This is a genomic window from Streptomyces mesophilus, from assembly GCF_011044995.1.
Classification (GTDB): domain Bacteria; phylum Actinomycetota; class Actinomycetes; order Streptomycetales; family Streptomycetaceae; genus Streptomyces; species Streptomyces mesophilus.
Genome location: NZ_JAAKZW010000153.1, coordinates 1 through 19,414 on the forward strand (window position 1 = coordinate 1; position 19,414 = coordinate 19,414).

Genomic DNA, 19,414 nt, shown 5'->3' on the forward strand with positions numbered 1-19,414 from the left:
GTCACGGGCGGGCCGAGTGCTGTGTTGCTCCACCGACCCAACGTAGGCAGGCCTTCGCGGCATTACGGGCGTGGGACACGCGCTTTTGGCGCGGCTTGGCGTTGCGTTCGGATGACCCCGTCCCAGGCGTGGCCCTAGGCGTGGTCCTCGTGCGCCGCCATCGCGGCGCCCACGATCCCCGCGTTGTTGAGCAGCTCGGCCGGCACCAGCTCCGCCTTGATCCCCTCGATCAACGGCAGGAACTTCGCGGACTTGCGGCTCACACCGCCGCCGATGATGAACAGCTCCGGCGAGAACAGCATCTCCAGGTGCGCCAGATACTTCTGCACACGGCGGGCCCAGTGCTCCCAGGTCAACTGCTCGTCGTCGCGCGCCTTCGTGGACGCCCGCTTCTCGGCGTCGTGCCCGTGCAGCTCCAGGTGCCCCAGCTCCGTATTGGGCACGAGGCGCCCGTCGACGAAGAGCGCGCTGCCGATCCCCGTACCGAACGTGAGCAGCATCACCGTCCCGCCGCGCCCCTTGCCGGCGCCGACCCGCATCTCGGCCAGACCGGCCGCGTCCGCGTCATTGAGCACGGTCACCGGCAGGCCCCCGATGGCCCCGCTCAGCAGCTCGCGCGCATCGACGTCGACCCAGCCCTTGTCCACATTGGCGGCCGTACGAATCGTGGAGCCGCCCGTGACGACCCCCGGGAACGTCACACCGACCGGCCCCGACCAGCCGAAATGCTCGACGACTTCGCTGACGCACCCGGCCACGGCCTCGGGCGTCGCCGGATGCGGTGTGAGCACCTTGTGCCGGGGCTGCGACAGGTCCCCGCGCGCCAGATCGACCGGGGCGCCCTTGATCCCGGACCCGCCAATGTCCACACCGAAGATCTCTGTCTCCATTCCTCCACGTTACGTCGGACCACTGTCGGTCACGTCCGGAGCGCCGAGAACGCCCGTCACAACGCCGAGAACGCCCGTCCCAGTGCCTGACCGTCCGTTCCGCAGCCTCCCGGACCGCCCGCCTTGACAGCCGGGACCGCACCCACCCCGCGGCGGCCCTAAACTGGTGTGTCGGCCCGCCCGCGAGGGCTGCCTGTGTAGCCCTCACTCATCACCCATTACGTACGTACGGGAAGTCGGTCAAACGTGTCGCTCACGATCGGAATCGTCGGTCTGCCCAACGTCGGCAAGTCGACCCTGTTCAACGCCCTGACCAAGAACGACGTCCTCGCGGCCAACTACCCGTTCGCGACGATCGAGCCCAACGTCGGTGTGGTCGGTGTGCCCGACGAGCGGCTGACCAAGCTCGCCGAGATCTTCGGTTCGCAGAAGATCCTCCCGGCGACGGTCGACTTCGTGGACATCGCGGGCATCGTGCGCGGCGCCTCGGAGGGCGAGGGCCTGGGCAACAAGTTCCTCGCGAACATCCGTGAGTCCGACGCGATCTGCCAGGTCATCCGCGCCTTCAAGGACGAGAACGTCGTGCACGTCGACGGCAAGGTCTCGCCCAAGGACGACATTGAGACGATCAACACCGAGCTGATCCTCGCCGACCTCCAGACCATCGAGAAGGTCCTGCCGCGCCTCCAGAAGGAGTCGCGCATCAAGAAGGACATCGGCCCGAAGGTCGCCGCCGTCGAGGCCGCCAAGGAGATTCTGGAGAAGGGCGACACCCTCTTCTCCGCGGGCATCCTCCAGGGCTCGGAGAAGGCGGAGCTCCTGCACGACCTGCACCTGCTGACGACCAAGCCCTTCCTCTACGTCTTCAACGTCGACGAGGACGAGCTCACGGACGACGCCTTCAAGGCGGAGCAGAGCGCCCTGGTCGCTCCGGCGGAGGCCATCTTCCTGAACGCGAAGCTCGAGCAGGACCTCGCCGAACTCGACGCCGAGGACGCCCTCGAGCTCCTCCAGTCCGTCGGCGCCGAGGAGCCCGGCCTCGCCACCCTCGCCCGCGTCGGCTTCAACACCCTCGGCCTGCAGACCTACTTGACGGCCGGCCCGAAGGAATCCCGCGCCTGGACCATCAAGAAGGGCGCCACGGCCCCCGAGGCGGCCGGCGTCATCCACACGGACTTCCAGAAGGGCTTCATCAAGGCCGAGGTCATTTCGTTCGACGACCTGGTCGAGATGGGTTCGGTGGCCGAGGCCCGCGCGAAGGGCAAGGCGCGGATGGAAGGCAAGGAGTATGTGATGCAGGACGGCGATGTGGTGGAGTTCCGCTTCAACGTCTGACGGCATTCCGCACGTGAAACGGCCGCGTCCCTACGGGGGATGCGGCCGTTTCCTTGTCGGCCCCGGAGTCGGGCCAGGCGCATCGGGCTGCCTGCCCGACGCCTCCTGCCCTTGCGGAAGGTGGAGCGTGGGCGCTTCACTGTGGATCCCCCACAGGGCAATCACGTTCCACTTACCAGAGGGGTTCGACTTGTCCCGTATACGTGCTGCCACGGCTGTCACCGCAGCGGCCTGTGCCACCGTGATCGCCGTCGCCGTACCCTCGTCGGCGATCAACTCCTACAACGCCACGCCCGCGCCGGAGCGCACCGAGGTCGGGGCGCTCGTCGCGACCTGGGATGCCGATGGCGACCCGGCGACGCCCGACCGGGTCGACTGGGTGTGTTCCGGCACCATGGTCGACGCCGATACGTTCCTCACCGCGGCGCACTGCACCACCGACTGGCCCGAGAACGTGAAGTTCTACGTCTCCCTGGAACAGGACGTGCAGGGTGCGCTCGACAAGGCGGCCGGGCAGTACCCGGGCGATCCCGCCGCCGTCGCGAAGGCCGTTGCGGTGCCGGGCGTCGAGCATCACGACCCCGCCTATCCGGGTCCGGCGTCCGACACCCACGACATCGCCGTCGTCCAGGTGTCCGCCGCCGCGATCAAGGCCCGCTGGTCCTTCACGCCCGCCACGCTGCCGAAGGCCGGCCAGCTGTCCGCGCTCGGTGCGCAGGGCCTGAACTCCACCGACTTCGTCGTCGCCGGATACGGCACGCAGGAGGCCCGGCGCGGACCGGGCGGCCACACCCACCCCGGTGGCGGTGTGCGCATGAAGGCACCGGTGACCTTCAACGCCCTCAACGACGCCTGGGTGCGCCTGGCCATGACCGCGCCGCAGGGCAACGGCGGTGCCTGCTACGGGGATTCGGGCGGCCCCAACTTCGCCACGCTGGGCGGCAAGCGGACCCTGGTGTCCACGACGATCACCGGTGACACACCGTGCTACGCCACGAATGTCACGTACCGCCTGGACACTCCGGGCGCACGTGCGTTCCTCGCGCCGTACGTCGCTCTGCCCTGACGCATCTCGCGCCGGCCCGGCAGGACAAGTGCCTTGTCCTGCCGGGCCGGCCGCGTCTGTCACGCAACCGGAGCGGTTGGTTCTTCGTCCTTGACGGGTAGGGCGGGCATCGGGGGATCACTCACCAGGGTGGGGGCGTCATGTCGGGGCTGGAACTGACCGCGGTGGTCGATGCGATCCGTGAGCAACTCGGCGAATCGATGGGCCGATCCGTCGGCCAGCGGATCCAATTCGAGCTCGGCGACATCGAGTTGGAGTTCACGGTCACCGTGACCGAGGACGACCGGCGGGAGGGCAGCGTCAAGGTGTGGGTGGTCGGTGCGGGTGCCGGCCACGGGAGTTCGACCGCCACGGCGCATCGCGTCAAGCTCGTGCTCAAGCCCAAGGACACGGTGAACGGCGGGTCGCCCCACGTGTCGGACCCTTCGGTCACCGGGCTTCCCAGGTAGCCGCGGGTGATCGACGGCCGGGTCGTGGAGGTGTGGTGCGACGGCGGCTACGGCTCGGGCTATCTGGTGGGCCCCCGGCATGTGCTGACCGCGCTGCACGTGGTCGCCGCCGGGGTGCGCGACACGGACCGGATCTTCCAGGAGGCTCCCCGCGCCGTACGCCACCGCACGAGCATCCTGACGCGTTCCGCGGCAGGCGGCCAGTGGTGTGAGGCCACGGTCGTCTGGCCGGACCCCGACGGCACCGACGCCCATGACGTGGCCCTCCTGACGACCGAACAGCCGCTCTCGGAGCCGAAGCCGAAGCCGGAGCCAGTGCCGGAGCCGGAGTCGGACGCGGCGAACCGCCGCGAACCTGCCGCCCGCTGGGGGCGGTTGACCACTCTGTCCCCGGACGTCCGGTGCGAGTTCACCGGGTTCGCCGCCGTCCAGTCGTACGCGACGGAGACCCCCGGGACCTTGCTCAGAGACCTGGAGCGGATGCCGGGCAGCATCGTTCCCGGCACCGGCACGCGGGCCGGATACCTCTTCGTACGGCCGGATCACCCGCTGAGCCGGGCGGCCTGGCAGGGCATGTCGGGCGCGGCGGTGCTGTGCAACGGACTGGTGACCGCGGTGGTCCTCGCGACCGGGCCCGCGGGCGACGGCCGGCTGGTCTGCCGCCCGGTCGACACGTTGTTCGCCGATCAAGGCTTTCGCGCGGCACTCGGCACCGGCCCGTCCGTCGAACCCGTGGAGTTCAGTCCGTTCCTCGCCAGGCCCGCGCGCCGTCCCAGCAGCTCGTTCTCTCCCGTATCGCTGTTGCGGGCCGAGAACAAGGCCGCACGTTTCCACGGACGGGAGGACGAGCTCCGCCGGCTCATGGACTGGTGCGGCGAGGAGGCGAGCCCGCCCGTCCGCATGCTCAGCGGCCCGGGCGGGCAGGGCAAGACCCGGCTCGCGCTGGAGCTGATGACGCGCCTGGGTGCCGACTGGAGTTGCGGATTCCTGGAGGCGACGACGCCCGCGGACACCGCGGCCGTCGCCGGTCTGATCAGGCAGGCCGCCCGGCCCACGCTTCTCGTCGTCGACTACGCCGAAACCAGGCCGCGCCGGACCCTCGACCGCCCCGGGCAGATCGAGGAACTCGTCGACGCCATGGCCTCGGCCCAGCACGGAACGGCCCTCAGGCTGCTCCTCATATCCCGTTCGGCGGGCGACTGGTGGGAGCAGGTCCGCCGTCAGTCCGACGAGCTGCTGCACACCGCCGAAGTGGCGGAACTCGCCCCGCTGGAGCGCTCACCGCAGGGCAGGCGGCAGCTCTACGAGGACGCCTGGACGGACTTCGCCGTACGCCTGGAGGCAGCTCTGCCCGGCTGGCGGAGCCCCGAGCCGGCTCCGCCCGATCTGCGGCACGAGCGCTACGACGCGGCGCTGGCCGTCCAGATGGAGGCGCTCGCCGCCCTCCTCGAGCCCGCACGCGACATCGGCGACCGCCGGGCGGAGGAAGTGATCCTGGACCATGAGGAGCGGTACTGGAGCAAGGCGGCGAGGGCCGCGGGCATCCAGGCGCACGAGCGCACCCAGCGGCGGGCCGTGGCCGCGGCCGCACTGTACGGCGCGGCCGACGAGCCGCAGGCGGAGCGGCTGCTCGCCGCACTGCCCGGCCTGTCCGCCACGGACGAGGACCAGCAGCTGCGCATCCGCCTCTGGCTGAAGGACCTCTATCCCGCGCCGAGCGGGGAGGCCGGGGCCTACTGGGGTTCGCTCCAGCCCGACCTGCTCGCCGAGTACCTCGTGGCGGACGAGCTCAGAAACGGCGCGGACCTGCTCGGCAGCATGGTGGAACGGTGTGCACCTCAGCAGATACGCAGGGGACTCACCGTGCTCGCCCGGGCCGGGCTGCACCAGAGCGATGTCGACGACCGCGTCCGGGCGCTGGTCCCCGCGTTGGGGGAGAACCTGCCGGAGGCGGTACGGGTGGTCGCCGAGACGGAGAACCCCGGCCCGCTGCTCGACGCCCTGACCGGGCTCGACCGCGGCAGGCTCGCGACAGCGGAACTCGTCCGGCTCGTCGACGCGATACCGCTCCACAGCCAGCGGCTCGCCCACCTCGCGGCCGAGATCGCCGCGGACGTCGCCGCCCACTGGCGCGGCGCGGTGGCCGCCGACGGCTCGGAGGCGAACCGCCGGCGGCTGGCCGGCGCGTTGCAGGACGAGAGCGCGCGGCTTGAGGGCGTGGGCCGCCGCGGCCTCTCGTTGCGGAACCTGGAGGAGGCCGTCGCGCTACGGGAGGCGCTACCGGCAGACAGTGCCGAGCATCGGCGCGAACTCGCCAGCCTGTACCAGGCGTTGACGGTGGAGCTGGCGGCGAACGGACGGACGCGAGAAGCGGCCCAGCGCGCTCAGCAGGCCTTCGAGACCCTCAACTCCCTTGAGGACGAGGACCTGTCCATCGGGCCCTTGCTCCGCGCCATCGGCACGCTCGGGCTGCGGTTGATGGAGCTGGGCAGGCACGAGGAGGCGGTGGAGCGCATCGCGTGGGTCACCCGCTCGTACGACACCCTCGTCGCCGCCGAGGAAGCGGAGGGCACGGCGGGGCGGGGCGCGACCGACGGCCTGCGCGCCGACCGCGCGCGCTGGCAGGCGAACCTGGCCACGGCGCTGCACCACGCAGGCCGCCACGACGAGGCGCTGGCCGAGGGCGAACGAGTCGTCGCCGTCCGCCGTGAACTGGCCGCCGCGCGCCCCGACATCCATCTCCCGGGCCTCGCCCTCTCCCTGCACAATCTGGTCGGCTTCCGCTGGGTGGCGGGCGATCCGAGCGCCATGGAGGCCGCGTACGAGGTGGTCGAGATCTACGAGTCGCTGACCCGCAGCAACCCGGCGGCTCATCTCCCCCACTTCGTCTCGTCGGTGCGCAGCTTCATGTCCCGCAGCATCAGGACCCCTGGCGACGACTCGCGCCAGGTGACGCAGGTGGCCCTGCTGGTCAGCCAGCTCTACGGTCATCTGCGGGAGTCCAAGCCCTGGGTGTATCTGCCGGCGCTCGTCACGACCGTGCATCTGCCGGTAGCCGACGCTTCGGGTGAGGAGAAGGCCATGCACATGGTCATGGACCATGGCACGGGCGAGCCCCGCGACGTGCGGCAGGCGGACGAGGCCGTCAGCCTGTACCGCAACCTCTGCAAGGTCGACCGGCGGCTCTATGAGCCCTACCTGGCACGGGCGTTGACGGCCCTTGCCGATCACCTGGACGCGGCGGGTGATCCGTCCGGTGCGCTGAAGACGATCGAGGCGCTGATCGTGTTGCAGCGTGCCCCCGTGGACCGGTCCGACGAGGTGCGTTCCCACCTGCTGTGGGCCGTCAACGACGCGGTGCGGCGGCTGGCCGAGGCCGAGCGCTACGACGAGGCCGTGCCGTACGCCCGTGAACTGGTCGCCGTACTACGGGAGATGTCCGACCAGGCGGACGTCGAGTGGCGGACGAACATGGCGGCCGCACTCTGCAACATCTTCAACATGGTGGCGGATTCGTCCAAGCGGGAGTACGTCCTCGAGGAGATCGTGGAGTTCGCGCAACTGTGCGACGGGCTCGTCGGCGACCTCGACAACTGGATGCTCAAGGCGTTCGGGGGAAAGCTCGCGCGCCTGATCGGGGTGGTCACGGACTGCGACCGCCCGAAGACCGCGGTCGACCTCGCTGAGACGGCCTTCCGCCTGGCCACCGCCCTGTACCGGCGCACCCGGGAAGGCGGGGGACGGGGCCTGGTCCCGCCGCTGTTGATGCTCGGTGAGTGCTATCGGCTGGCCGGGCGGGTGGGCGATGCGGTCCGCGCGGTGGTGCAAGGCATCGCGTACGCGCGCCAGTTGGGACTGTCCACCTTGGAGGCGCAGGCCTGGGAGGTCCTTGCCCTGGCCGCGCGGGCGAACCGGCAGGAGGCGGAGGCCGCGTGGTACGGGACCGTCCAGGATGCTCCGTTCCCCGAATTCCGTTTCGGTGGGAACGGGTGATCAGTAGGTTGGGGCGTCGACCTGCCGGAGTGAAAGTGAGTGGTCCATGACCCGTGCGATCGGTGAGGCGGCGGCCCGGCGCCAGGCGCGGAACTCCGCCGCCTTCTGGGCCGCGACCGGGAAGTCCCGTGGTCACGAGGTGGTGCACCGCCGCGGCTTCCTCGCCGTGCTCGGTGATGAGCGGGCCGGGACGCGGTTCCTGGTGCAGGAGCCCGATCTCGACGCGGCGGAGCTCGCCGAGTTGACCGGGCTTGCGGAGCGCGCGAGCGGCCCGGTGGATGCCGAGGACCCGTTCGGCGCGACCGACCTGGGCCATCTGGGCTTGAGGAACTGGCAGATGCCGGTGATGCTGCGCGAGCCGGGTCCCGTCGGGCCGCCCGCGATGGACGTGACCCGCGTACGGCAGCCCCACGACCTGCACGCCGCCGAGCGGATGGTGATCGCGGGGTTCGGGCTCGACCGGTTCGAGCCCCACCGCCCCGGGGAGTTGTTCCCTCCGGCGCTGCTGGAGCAGCCGGGTGTGGACGTGTTCCTCGCCGTGCTCGACGGTGAGCCGGTCGGTGCCTGTGTGACCGTCGTCGACGAGGGGATCGGCAGCCTCTACTGGGTCGGCACCCCGGCGGGGCACCGCTCCCGCGGTGTCGGGCGGGCCGTCATGCTGGGTGCGCTCGCGCCCATGGCGGATCTGCCGGTGACGCTGACCGCCTCACGGCTCGGACGGCCGCTGTACGAGTCGCTCGGTTTCACCGCCCTCGCCGACTCCACCTGGTGGGCCTCCAAGTAAGGCCAACGCCCTTATCGGCAAGGTGAGTTGGCCCGTACGGAAGTGTTTGCCCCGTCGTACGCTCCGGGCCGTATCGCCCTTGGCATGCTCGCGCTAGCTTGCGCGCCATGACTCCCCACCACGCGCACTCATGCGACCACGGACACGACCGAGACCGCGGTCACGGCCACGCCGACTCCACCACCCCGTACGGCCAAGTCGATCACCACCACGGAGGCGTCGGGAGACGCGCCCTGCTGTCCTCCGCCGGCGGGCTCCTGATGCTCGCCGCCGTGCCCGGCACCGCGCGGGCCGCCCATGCGACCCAGGCCGGCTCCGCGGTGCCGCTCGTCGCCGCCTCGCGCACCTCGAAGCTGACGCAGGGCACGACGCTCGTCCATGCCGATATGCACAACCACACCGTGATGTCCGACGGTGACGGCTCGGCGCAGGCCGCGTTCGGGTCGATGCGCGAGGCCGGGCTCGATGTCGCGGCGCTCACGGATCACGCGACCCTGTTCGCCATCGACGGGCTGAGCTCGGGGGAGTGGAGCACCCAGGGGCAACTCGCGGACGCGGCCAACGATCCGGGGCAGTTCACCGCGGTGCGCGGCTTCGAGTGGTCGAGCCCGCTCGAGGGCCATATCAACGTCTGGAACACCGGCGACTTCGCCGATCTGCTCAGGGCCGCGGGCCCCGGCAACCTGTACAACTGGCTGGCGGCCCGGCCCGGCGGACTGGCCAGCTTCAACCATCCCGGGCGTGAGCCCGGACGGTTCAACGAGTTCGCCTTCAAGCCCTCGGTGCTGCAGCAGATGGTCGGCCTGGAGATGTTCAACCGCACCGACGACTACCTCTTCGAGGGCTGGTCGTCCGGCAAGGCCTCGCCCCTGTGCGTCTGCCTCAACTCCGGCTGGCGGCCCGGTCTCACGGGCGTCACCGACGAGCACGGCACCACGTGGGGGTTCCACGAGGGCAAGGGCCGCAGTGGTCTGTGGGTCACCGAGAACACCCGTGCTGCCGTCTTCGAGGCGATGCGGGCCCGGCGTTCGTTCGCCACGCGGGTCTCCGGGCTGCGGGTGGACGCCACGGCCAACGGCGTGCGGATGGGCAGCACCATTCCGCAGGCCTCCGGCGACATCCGGTTCCTCGTGGACATCGATCGCGGCCCGGACTGGGAGGGCAAGCCGCTGCGGGTCCAGGTGCTCCGGCCCGGTACGCGGGTCCCGACGGTCGTCGAGGTGGTCGACACCGTGAACGGCGCGGTCGCCGACCTCACCGTCCCGCTGAACGCCGCCGACGGTGCCTGGGTCGTCCTGCGCGTCTCCGATCCGTCGGTGGCCAACGGCACTCCGGGGCCGGCGGGCCATGCCTGCAACGACTTCGGTGTCGCGTATACGAGTCCCTGGTGGCTGCGGCCCTGACCATGCGCGGGACACCTGTCATACGGTGCCGAGCGCACCCCGGCGGAACATGCGCGGGTGCACGGGGTCGTCGCGCAGGATCGCGTCCTGGAGGTCCTTGAGTTCGCGGGTCAGGTCAAGGCCCAGCTGAGCGGTCATCCGGGCCCTTGCCGACGACAGGAGATTCAGCGCGTCCGCGCGGCGGCCGCACGCGTAGAGGGTGGCCGCGCGGAACGCGAGCAGGGTCTCGTGCTGCGGGTGGTCCTCGGTGAGGCGGGCCAGCTCCGCGGCGAGCGGCCAGTAGTTGCCCAGGTCGAACTCGGCGGCCACATGCATGAGTTGGGCCGTCAGGTGCAGCTCCTCGAAGGCCGCGCCGACTCCGTGCCGTATGCGGTCGGAGGCCACGTCCTCGAGGACGCCGCCCCGCCACTCCGCCAGCGCGAGAGAGGCCAGGCGCGACACCTCCTGCGGGGCCGTGGCGCGCTGGGCCTGGCCGACGAGGTCGGTGAAGCGGTGCAGATCGACCAGCTGCCGGTCGCCGGTGAGCGTGTACGTGGAGCCGCTGCGCACCAGTTGTACGCAGCCGTCGCCGCCGCCCTGGCGCAGACTGGCTCGTAACCGGCACACGTCCACGTACAAGTCGGCCCTCGGACGCGGCCGTTCGTCCTCGTCGGACAGCAGATCGCTGAGCCGGTCCATCGGGAGCGGCCGGCCGAGTTCCACCAGGAGCAGGCCGAGCAGCAGCCGCTCGCGGCGGCGGCCGATGGCCGCCGGGCGTCCGTCTACGGTCCATTCGACGGTGCCGAGCACCCGGAAATCCGACCCCGTGGCAAGCATGGCGGCATCATGCTCACCCCGTCATGTTCCTGGCAAGATCTTGGCATTCTCCCGACAGGCACCACCTTCCACACTGATCCCTCCTGCATCTGCGCCCATCCGCGCCAGGGGGTCGGAACTTGCCTTACGTCATCGCCGGACTGGTGCTCGTCGGCACCATCGCCGCGCTCAACGTCGTCCTGCTCGTCGTCATCCTGCGCCGCTGGCAGGAGCTCGAAGCCGTCCGCCGCCGTGAGGTCTTCGCGGACGGAGGGCCTCAACTCGGCGACCAGCTCCCTGAGTTCGATGTCACCGCGCTGAGCGGTCGGACTCTGTCCCGGGACGACTTCGGTGCCGGGGAGCTTCTGCTCGGCGTCTTCTCCCACGACTGTCCCGCCTGTACGGACAGCCTTCCCGGGTTCACCGAACAGGCCGCCCGCGCCCGTGCGTCGGGCGGCCGGACCGTGGCCCTCGTGATGGGGGAAGAGGCCGTCGGCAGCCCGCTGGCTGCCGAACTCGGCTCCATCGCCGACGAGATCGTGGTGCACCCCGAGGCCTCAGGCCTCTTCCGCGCCCTGAAGGTGCCCGCGTTCCCCACGTTCCTGCGCTACCTGGACGGTGTCGTCACCGCCCCCGCCGCCGACCGCGAACCGGTACCGGCGGCCTCCTGAGCCCCGGTGCGGCCGTGGATCGCGGCCGCACCGCGGAGTACGCACATCCCCACCCCACAGGAAGAGGAGAACCATGCGGACACTCAAGGCCGGGGCCGGCCGTCTCATCGAGCGGATCCTGCCCAAGGCCGAGGCCGAGGCGGGCTGCCCGCCGGACTGCTGGACCCAGTGGACCTCCAACGGCCAGCACTGCCGCCGTTGTTGCTACACCCCCAAGTGCACGGTCAGCTGCGGTTCCTTCAGCTACTGCTGACACCCGAGGGGCGGGCCGCGTGCGGCCCGCCCCGTTCCCTTCGTGTGCGGTCCGTCCGGCCCCCGTACCCCTCGGAGTCACCATGTCCGACCTGCTGCTCGTCTGCCGTCTGACCCTGATCGGTGCGCTCGCCGTGGCCGGCCTCGCCAAGGTCCGCGACCGCCGCGCGTTCGCCGCCGCGCTCGCCGGCTTCCCGTTCCTGCCGGCGTCCGCCCGGCCCGCGCTCACCGTTCTCGTACCGGCGGCCGAACTCCTCGCGGCCGTCCTGCTCGCCGTACCCGGCACGCTGGTCGCCGGCCTGGGTCTCGCCGGGGCCTTGTGCGCGGCGTTCTGTGCCGTTGCGGTCACCGCCATGCGGCGTGGCACCACCGCCGGCTGCCCCTGCTTCGGCAGCAGGACCACGGTGCCGATGGGCTCCTGGCACGTAGCCCGCAACGCACTGCTCACCGGGCTCGCGCTGCTCGGCGCCGCGATCGCGCTCGGCCAGGGCACCTCGACGGACCTCACCGCTCCGGCATTTGCCCTCGCGGCCGCCGCGGCCGGTTACCTCACCGTGCTTGCCGTCTTCACGGACGACCTCGCCGCCTTCTTTGCCGGCACGAGCGGCCGGCGCTGAGCTCCGTCCGCCCGGCCCGCGCCCTCGTCACCCCCGCCGCTCCCGAAAGGACGACCCCGTGAGCTACGCCGTAGCCGGCCTCGCCCTGCTCGCCGCGATCACCCTCGCGAACGCCCTCCTCACCGTCGCGGTCGTCAAACGCTGGCGGGCCGCCGTCGCCGCCCCGGCCAAGGCGCGGGCCGCCGCGCCCCCGGGCGAGCCCGCCCTCGCCGTACAAGAGGGCGACCACACACCGCAGTTCACGCTGCACACGCCCCAGGGCGAGTTCAGCGACGCCACTCTCGCCGGACATCCCGCGCTTCTGTGCTTCCTGCGCCCGGACTGCGGTCCCACCCGTGAGAGCCTTCCCGCCGTCCAGCGCTGGGCCGAGGCGAACGCCCCGGCGGGAGCCCGCGTCGTGGCCGTCGTCAACGGCGCGCCCGATGCCGCGGGGCCGCTGCTCGAAGCGGTCGCGCCGTTCACGGAGCTGACCACCGTCGAAGCACCGAACGGTCCGCTCGCCCAGACCTTCGGCGTACGCCACCATCCCTCGTTCGTCCTCCTGGACGCGGACGGGACCGTCACCGAGACCGGTATCGGCAACGGCTCCCTCACCGCGCTCGACCTCACCACCGTATGAGCGGGCCTTCCGCACCGGGCCCTGACGGCAGGCCGAAACCGCGCCGCACCGAAGTGCTGCGGGGCCTGGCCGCCGTCTTCGCCCTCACCCTGCGCGCCTGCCCGGGTGCCCTCGCCACCCGGGTGGCCACCGTCGTCGTCGCGGGCACGGCTCCCATCGCCGCGTCCTGGCTGCTCAAGTACGTGGTGGACAGCCTCACTTCGGACGGCTTCCGCGTCGCCGACCTGACCTGGGCCGCCGCCGGCATCGGCCTGCTGACGGTGGCGCTCGCGGCCGGCTCGGCCGTCGCCTCGTATGCCGACAGCAGGATCCGGCGTGCCACCGCCACCTGCGCCCAGAGCGATCTGCTCGAAGCCGTCAACCGGCTCAGCGGTCTTTCCCGGCTCGAACAGCCCGCGTTCCACGACCGCCTCCAGCTCGCCGTCCAGAGCGCCCAGGGAGCCGATCGCCTCGTCGCCGCCGCGCTCCAAGGCGCCCAGGGCGTCCTCACCATGACGGGCTTCCTCGGCAGCCTGCTGCTCATCAGCCCCGCCCTGGCCCTGATCGTGGTGGCTGCGGCCGTGCCCGCCCTGTTCGCCCAGCTGGCCAACAGCCGCCACCGCGCGGACATGTTCTGGCGCACCAGCAATCTCGCCCGCCGCCAGATCTTCTACCGGGGGCTGCTCACCGACACCCAGGCGGCGAAGGAGATCCGCCTCTACGGGCTCGGCTCCTACTTCGCCCAGCGGCTGCGCGACGACCTCGACGGCATCAACAGCCAGGAGGAGCACCTCGACCGGCGGCTCGTACGGCACGAGACCGCACTCGCCGTCCTCGGCGCGGCCGTCTCCACCGGGGCGCTCGTGTGGGGTGTGCACCAGGCCGCGACCGGCGGCCTCAGCGCCGGTGACGTATCGCTGCTTGTGGCCGCGCTCGCCGGTGTGCAGAGCGCGCTCATCAGCCTGGTGTCCAGCATTGCCCAGAGCCACCAGACGGCCCTGATGTTCGCCCACTTCCTGTACGTCACCCAGGTCGAGGACGACCTCCCCGCACCGGCCGCCCCGGTCGAACCGCCGCCCCTGAGCCGGGCCATCGAACTCCGTGACGTCTGGTTCCGCTACACCGACGACGGACCGTGGATCCTGCGCGGCGTCGACCTGACCATTCCGTACGGCACGAGCCTGGCCGTCGTCGGACTCAACGGGGCCGGCAAGAGCACCCTCGTGAAACTGCTCTGCCGGCTCTACGACCCGCAGCGCGGCAGCATCCTCTGGGACGGCACCGACCTCAGGGACATGCCCGCCGACCTGCTGCGCCGACGGATCAGCGTCGTCTTCCAGGACCCCATGGAGTACGACCTGACCGCCGGCGAGAACATCGGGCTCGGCGACCTCGACGCCCTGCGCGACCCGGCCCGTATCCACGCCGCCGCCGCGGACGCGGACATCCACTCGGCGCTCGACCGCCTTCCGCAGGGCTACGACACCATGCTCAGCCGGATGTTCTTCCCCGACGACACCGAAGAGAGCGCCGCAGGCGTCCAGTTGTCGGGCGGCCAGTGGCAACGGCTCGCGCTCGCCCGTGCGTTGATGCGCTCCGGACGGGACCTCATGATCCTCGACGAGCCCGGCACCGGCCTCGACGCGGTCGCCGAACGCCATATCCACGACCGGCTCACCGCACTGCGCCAGGGCGAGACGAGCATCCTCGTCTCGCACCGCATGGGCACCGCACGCGCCGCCGACCACATCGTGGTCATCGCCGACGGAACCGTACGGGAGGCGGGCACGCATGGGGAGTTGATGTCGCTGGGCGGCGCGTACGCCGAGCTGTTCACCACGCAGGCCGAGGGGTACGCCGTGGACCAGGGCGTCGAGGAGACCGTCCGGTGACCGCGGCCGCGCTCCTCACCGCGGCCGGACTGCCGCTGCTCGCGCTGCTGTTGCTGCGCGGGCGCCTGGTGGCCGTGACCGTCCGCGGGTACAGCATGTCGCCCACGCTCATGCCCGGCGACCGGGTCCTGATGCTGCGCGGCCGGCGGCGCCTCGCCTCCGGCCGGATGGCGGTCGTGGTCGCCCCCCACCCCGAGCACGGCTGGCGGCCGCCCGCCGGGGACACACCCACTTCCTGGTACGTGAAGCATGTCGTGGCCGTCGCAGGAGAGCCCGTACCCGACTGGGCCCACCGGTGCGCGGGACCCCGCGTGCCGGTGGGCATGCTCGTGCTGCTCGGCGAGCGGCCGGGCTCGTCGGACTCGAAGCAGTGGGGCTACTGCCCCGAGGACAAGGTCATCGGCACCGTCCTGGTCCGGCTCCGGGCAGCCGAGCGCTCCGAAGCACCGGCCGGGCGGCCCTAGGGTCTGTCTTGTGGTCAGGCCCTGGGACCCACCGGCCCGTCCGCGCCGCTACGTCAGTACGCGCAACGCGTCGGCCGACGAAGGGTCGTTGGGTGTGTAGAGCTCGACGCGGTGGTCGGGGCTGTCGGGCTGGAGCCAGACCTGGTAGTCCACGCTCAGCGCGCCGACCGTGGGGTGGTGCAGCTCCATGGTGCCGACGGTGCAGTCGGACACGTCGCCCGTCGCCCACAAGGCGGCGAACTCGTCGCTGTGCATGGTGAGTTCGCCGATCAGTTCCGCGAGGCGGGCGTCGGTGGGGTGGCGGCCCGCGGTCAGCCGCAGGTAGGCGACGTGGATACGGGAGAGCTCGGGCCAGTTGCGGTACTGGGCGCGCACGTGGGGGTCGAGGAAGAACATCCGCGGGACCGACGGGCGCCGGCCGGAGCGCTCCGGTGCCTCGTACGGGAGGTGCTCGGCGGTCAGCGCGTGCCCGGAGCGGTTCCACGCGAGGACGTCGCCGCGCCTGCCGAGGACGACCGCGGGCGTGGCATCGCCGAGGGAGCGCAGCAGGGCGAGGACGCGGGGGTGCGGCTCCTCGCGGGGCGGTTCGGCAAGGCCGGGACGTACGGACTGCCGGGCGAGATTGTGCAGATGCGCCCGCTCCACCTGATCGAGCCGCAGCACCCGGGCGAGCGCGTCGAGCACCTGCCCGGACGCGCTCTCGGCCAGTCCTTGTTCCAGGCGCGTGTAGTACCCCGCGCTCACCCCTGCCAGCTGGGCGAGCTCCTCGCGTCGAAGCCCGGGCACGCGGCGGGACGTGCCGTAGGTGCGCAGGCCGATCTCGGCCGGAGTGATCCGGTCGCGACGGTTCTTGAGGAACGTTCCGAGGCTGTCCATGCGCCCGAGCCTAGGTCGCGGCCCGGTCGCGTGGGTGTACCTGCCGGGTGTACCCACGGCACGGGGATGGCTGCCCTTCGGAGCGCGCGGGAGCGTCGTCGGCATGACTCGACAGCGTGCGTACGACGTCCCGGGCATGACCGAACAGCGTCCACCCGACACCACCGGCCTGCGGGCCTGGCTGGGGCTCGCGGTGATCCTCGGCCCGGTGCTCCTCGTCTCCATGGACGGTTCGATCCTGTTCCTGGCGATGCCGCGGATCAGCCAGGACCTCTCGCCGAGCGCCGACCAGGCGCTGTGGATCCTGGACAGCTACGGCTTCGCCGTCGGCGCCCTGCTCGTCGCCTTCGGCAGCATCGGTGACCGCTACGGCCGGCTCAGGCTCCTGATGGCCGGTGCGACCGTATTCGGACTCGGATCCGCCGGGGCCGCGTTCGCACCGAACCCGGAACTCCTCATCGCCTGCCGGACCCTCATGGGGGTGGCCGGTGCGACCCTGCTGCCCTCGGCGCTCGCCGTCCTGAGCGAACTGTTCCCCGACGCCCGGCGCCGCGCGCAGGCCATCGGCATCTTCGCCGCCGCCTTCGCGGCCGGCTTCGCCATCGGCCCGATCGTGGGCGGCGCCCTGCTCGGACCGTACTGGTGGGGGTCGGTCTTCCTGGTCAACCTCCCCGTCATCGCCGCGTTCCTGCTGCTCGCGCCGGTTCTCCTGCGGGAGGTCCGGTCGAGCGGCACCGGCCGCGTCGACGCGGCGAGCGTGGTGACCTCGGTCGGCGGGCTGCTGCTCACGATCTACGGCGTCAAGCACCTTGCCGCCGAGGGGATGTCGCCTCTGCCCTTCGCCACGCTGCTGCTCGGTGGCGCGACCCTCACGTACTTCGTGCTGCGCCAACAGCGCCTCGCGCACCCGCTGATCGACTTCTCCCTCTTCCGTGACCGCCTCTTCACCCTCGCGATCATCACCGGCCTGCTGCCCCTGGCCGCGTGGTCGGCCACGGCATTCCTGTCGGGGATCTACCTCCAGTCCGTACTGGATCTGAGCGTCCTGCACGCGGCGCTCCTGGCGCTGCCCGGCGCGACGGTGCTCACGCTCGCGTGCCTGCTCACGCCGGCGCTCGTCGACCGCATCGGCAAGCGGGCCGCGCTCGTCGTCTGCCACTTCTCCATCGCGGGCGGCCTGTTGCTGCTGCTCCCCACGGCGGTCTCGGGCGGGATCGTCTGGTACGTGGCGTCGACCACGGTCGCCGCGGTGGGATACGGGATCTCCTTCAGCGTGGTCGCGGACACCGCGGTCGCGGCGGTGCCCCCGGAGCGGGCCGGGTCGGCCGGTGCGATCGCCGAGACCGGCAACGAGATCGGCAACGCGCTCGGCATCGCACTCCTCGGCTCGCTCGCCGCGCTGCTGTTCCGTCTCGAGGGTCCGGGCCTCGCCCCGACCCTCGACCAGACCCTCCGGTTGCCCTCCCTCGTACCGGCCGCGGCCCAGGACGCGAAGGCCGCGTTCGTCATGGCGCTGCATGTCGTCGTGGTCGTGGCGAGCGTGCTGCACGTCGCGCTGGGAGCCGTCGCCCTGCGCCGGCTCCCCGTGCACCGCGGCGTGCTCAAGGAAGCGGCGGAGCCGGCAGGTCGAGGCGGGCGAGCCTGACCGGGTCGGACACCACGTCGATGCCGGTGATCCGGTCGCCGGTGACCGTGAACGCGAGCACCGACATGACCCGGCCGTCCGCACCCCAGGCGACAAGCCCGAGGCGGCCGTCGACCAGCGCCGGGCGCCCGATCGTGGCCCCGCCCGCGCCGAAGCGGGCGTTGGCCGCGACCTTGGTGGCGCCGAGGACCACGACCGGCTCGCCCCCGGTGTCGACGCTCAGGCGGACCTCGGGGTCGAGCACGCGCAGGAGGTCGTCGAAGTTTCCGCTGCGGGAGGCCGCCAGGAAGGCGCGGACCACCGCACGCTGCTCGGGCCCGGTCTCCTCGGGTCGCTCGGCCGACTGCACCTTGCGCCGGGCACGGCTGGCCATCATCTTCGCCGCGTCGGTCGACTTGCCGAGGATCCGGCCGATCTCGTCGAACGGCACCGCGAACAGGTCGTGCAGGACGAACGCGAGCCGCTCGTTCGGCCCGAGCGACTCCAGTACGACGAGGAGCGCGGCCCCGACCGAGTCGGCGAGCGCCGCGGTCTCCTCGGGGGCGGGCGCGGGGTCGATTCCGAGGGTCACCACGAGCTCCGGCAACTGATCGTCGTACGAGGCCTGGGGATGGGTCTTGCGCGAGCGCAGCACGTCCAGGCTGAGCCGGCTGACGACCGTGGTCAGCCAGCCGCCCAAGTTGTCGATGGCCGCGGTGTCCTGCCGCGCGAGGCGCAGCCAGGCCTCCTGGACCACGTCCTCGGCGTCCGCGTGCGAGCCGAGCATCCGGTGGGCGACCGCGTGCAGCCTGCCGCGCTGGTCCTCGAAGGCCTGCGCCACCGGCTCGGCCGGGCGGGGTTCGGGCATGTTGTTACCTTCCTGCGAAGTGCTCCGTCATGGGTGATGACGGGCCCGAACGGGTCCGGGTAACGAGTGAGGAGCATCCTGATGGAAGCACGTATGAAGAGCGCGCCGAACCCCGACGTGACCACCGCGATCCAGCACCTGTACAAGGCGATTGGCGCCGGCGGTGTGGATCACCGGGTGCTCAGCCTGGTGCATCTGCGCGCCAGCCAGATCAACGGCTGCGCACCCTGCGTCCACGCCTCGGTGACCGCGGCGAAGAAGGCGGGCGAGACGGACGAGCGGCTGCACACCGCGGGCACCTGGCGCGAGACGCCCTTCTTCACCGATGAGGAGCGGGCCGCCCTCGCGCTCACCGAGGCCGCCACCCGTATCCAGGACGGCGCCCCCGGAGTGACGGACGAGATCTGGGACGCGGCCGCCGACCATTTCACCGAGGAGCAGCTGGGCGCGATCACCCTGGAGATCGCCCTGACCAACTTCTTCAACCGCATCAACCACACGATCCGGGAGCAGGCCGGGAAGACCTGGTAACTCCGGCTCGTTCGGCGCCAGTTGACGTTCCCCCAGGTGACCAGGCCCTGGGGGAACGGAGTTTGTCAGAGCCGTTGACGAATACCCGTGCCCGGCCTAGCTTCGTCGCGTCCTTCGCCATATCTCATATACGAGACGCGATATCTGATCCGAGAGGTGAGGCTGACGCATGAGAGCAGCGTGGAAGGTTTCGGTGCTCGCGCTGGGCGCCCTGCTCGTCACTTCGGGCGCCGTGCAGGCCGACGGCCGGCAGTCGGCAGAAACTGTCGTACGGTCCGCCCCCGACACCCCCGACACCCCCGGCAC

18 protein-coding genes are annotated in these 19,414 nt (G+C 71.4%); 14 read left to right on the forward strand and 4 right to left on the reverse strand.

Annotated elements, in window-relative coordinates; translation table 11 throughout:
* Positions 1–134: 134 nt before the first annotated feature.
* Positions 135–890, reverse strand: a complete 756-nt coding sequence (gene ppgK / locus G6045_RS28050) for a polyphosphate--glucose phosphotransferase (protein ID WP_165334915.1) — start codon at positions 888–890, stop codon at positions 135–137.
* 246 nt (positions 891–1,136) lie between these two features.
* On the opposite strand from ppgK, the gene ychF reads away from it, so the two are divergent.
* From ychF to G6045_RS28080, 6 genes are all read left to right on the forward strand, one after another.
* The gene (gene ychF, locus G6045_RS28055) at positions 1,137–2,225 is read left to right on the forward strand and encodes a redox-regulated ATPase YchF (RefSeq protein WP_165334916.1); all 1,089 of its coding nucleotides are present in this window, start codon (positions 1,137–1,139) and stop codon (positions 2,223–2,225) included.
* A 190-nt stretch (positions 2,226–2,415) separates the two neighbouring features.
* Positions 2,416–3,291 (forward strand): trypsin-like serine protease, encoded by an 876-nt coding sequence (locus tag G6045_RS28060; protein ID WP_206344262.1) that lies wholly within the window; start codon positions 2,416–2,418, stop codon positions 3,289–3,291.
* A gap of 140 nt (positions 3,292–3,431) precedes the next feature.
* Entirely contained in the window at positions 3,432–3,740 is a 309-nt protein-coding gene (locus G6045_RS28065; protein ID WP_165334917.1) for a trypco2 family protein, read from the forward strand.
* A 6-nt stretch (positions 3,741–3,746) separates the two neighbouring features.
* On the forward strand, positions 3,747–7,733 hold the full coding sequence (locus G6045_RS28070) for a trypsin-like peptidase domain-containing protein (protein WP_165334918.1): 3,987 nt from the start codon (positions 3,747–3,749) through the stop codon (positions 7,731–7,733).
* Positions 7,734–7,779: 46 nt separating this feature from the next.
* A complete protein-coding gene (locus G6045_RS28075; RefSeq protein ID WP_165334919.1) occupies positions 7,780–8,517 on the forward strand; it encodes a GNAT family N-acetyltransferase in 738 nt (245 codons plus the stop codon).
* A 107-nt stretch (positions 8,518–8,624) separates the two neighbouring features.
* Positions 8,625–9,920: a CehA/McbA family metallohydrolase gene (locus G6045_RS28080; RefSeq protein WP_165334920.1), complete on the forward strand. Its 1,296-nt coding sequence runs from the start codon at positions 8,625–8,627 to the stop codon at positions 9,918–9,920.
* 18 nt (positions 9,921–9,938) lie between these two features.
* Here G6045_RS28080 and G6045_RS28085 read toward each other — a convergent pair whose 3' ends face one another.
* Entirely contained in the window at positions 9,939–10,736 is a 798-nt protein-coding gene (locus G6045_RS28085) for an AfsR/SARP family transcriptional regulator (RefSeq protein WP_165334921.1), read from the reverse strand.
* Positions 10,737–10,855: 119 nt separating this feature from the next.
* Here G6045_RS28085 and G6045_RS28090 point away from each other — a divergent pair, with 119 nt between their 5' ends.
* The 6 genes from G6045_RS28090 (at position 10,856) to G6045_RS28115 (ending at position 15,209) form a co-directional block, all read left to right on the forward strand.
* Positions 10,856–11,386 (forward strand): TlpA family protein disulfide reductase, encoded by a 531-nt coding sequence (locus G6045_RS28090; protein ID WP_165334922.1) that lies wholly within the window; start codon positions 10,856–10,858, stop codon positions 11,384–11,386.
* Between the two features lie 73 nt (positions 11,387–11,459).
* A complete protein-coding gene (locus G6045_RS28095; RefSeq protein WP_165334923.1) occupies positions 11,460–11,639 on the forward strand; it encodes a hypothetical protein in 180 nt (59 codons plus the stop codon).
* An 82-nt stretch (positions 11,640–11,721) separates the two neighbouring features.
* Complete coding sequence (locus G6045_RS28100; RefSeq protein ID WP_165334924.1) at positions 11,722–12,255, forward strand: MauE/DoxX family redox-associated membrane protein; 534 nt, start codon at positions 11,722–11,724, stop codon at positions 12,253–12,255.
* Between the two features lie 58 nt (positions 12,256–12,313).
* The gene (locus G6045_RS28105; RefSeq protein WP_165334925.1) at positions 12,314–12,874 is read left to right on the forward strand and encodes a TlpA family protein disulfide reductase; all 561 of its coding nucleotides are present in this window, start codon (positions 12,314–12,316) and stop codon (positions 12,872–12,874) included.
* Positions 12,871–14,745: an ABC transporter ATP-binding protein gene (locus tag G6045_RS28110; protein ID WP_165334926.1), complete on the forward strand. Its 1,875-nt coding sequence runs from the start codon at positions 12,871–12,873 to the stop codon at positions 14,743–14,745. Before G6045_RS28105 ends, G6045_RS28110 begins: the two co-directional genes overlap by 4 nt.
* Complete coding sequence (locus G6045_RS28115; RefSeq protein ID WP_165334927.1) at positions 14,742–15,209, forward strand: S26 family signal peptidase; 468 nt, start codon at positions 14,742–14,744, stop codon at positions 15,207–15,209. The genes G6045_RS28110 and G6045_RS28115 overlap by 4 nt, the downstream gene beginning before the upstream one ends.
* Positions 15,210–15,257: 48 nt before the next feature.
* On the opposite strand, the gene G6045_RS28120 is transcribed toward G6045_RS28115, so the two are convergent.
* Positions 15,258–16,085, reverse strand: a complete 828-nt coding sequence (locus G6045_RS28120) for a helix-turn-helix transcriptional regulator (RefSeq protein WP_165334928.1) — start codon at positions 16,083–16,085, stop codon at positions 15,258–15,260.
* A 136-nt stretch (positions 16,086–16,221) separates the two neighbouring features.
* On the opposite strand from G6045_RS28120, the gene G6045_RS28125 reads away from it, so the two are divergent.
* On the forward strand, positions 16,222–17,730 hold the full coding sequence (locus G6045_RS28125; RefSeq protein WP_165334933.1) for an MFS transporter: 1,509 nt from the start codon (positions 16,222–16,224) through the stop codon (positions 17,728–17,730).
* Here G6045_RS28125 and G6045_RS28130 read toward each other — a convergent pair.
* Complete coding sequence (locus G6045_RS28130; protein ID WP_165334929.1) at positions 17,687–18,577, reverse strand: sigma-70 family RNA polymerase sigma factor; 891 nt, start codon at positions 18,575–18,577, stop codon at positions 17,687–17,689. The two genes, G6045_RS28125 and G6045_RS28130, sit on opposite strands and share 44 nt — an antisense overlap.
* An 81-nt stretch (positions 18,578–18,658) precedes the next feature.
* Here G6045_RS28130 and G6045_RS28135 point away from each other — a divergent pair, with 81 nt between their 5' ends.
* Positions 18,659–19,108: a carboxymuconolactone decarboxylase family protein gene (locus G6045_RS28135; protein ID WP_165334930.1), complete on the forward strand. Its 450-nt coding sequence runs from the start codon at positions 18,659–18,661 to the stop codon at positions 19,106–19,108.
* The last annotated feature ends 306 nt before the right edge of the window (positions 19,109–19,414 follow it).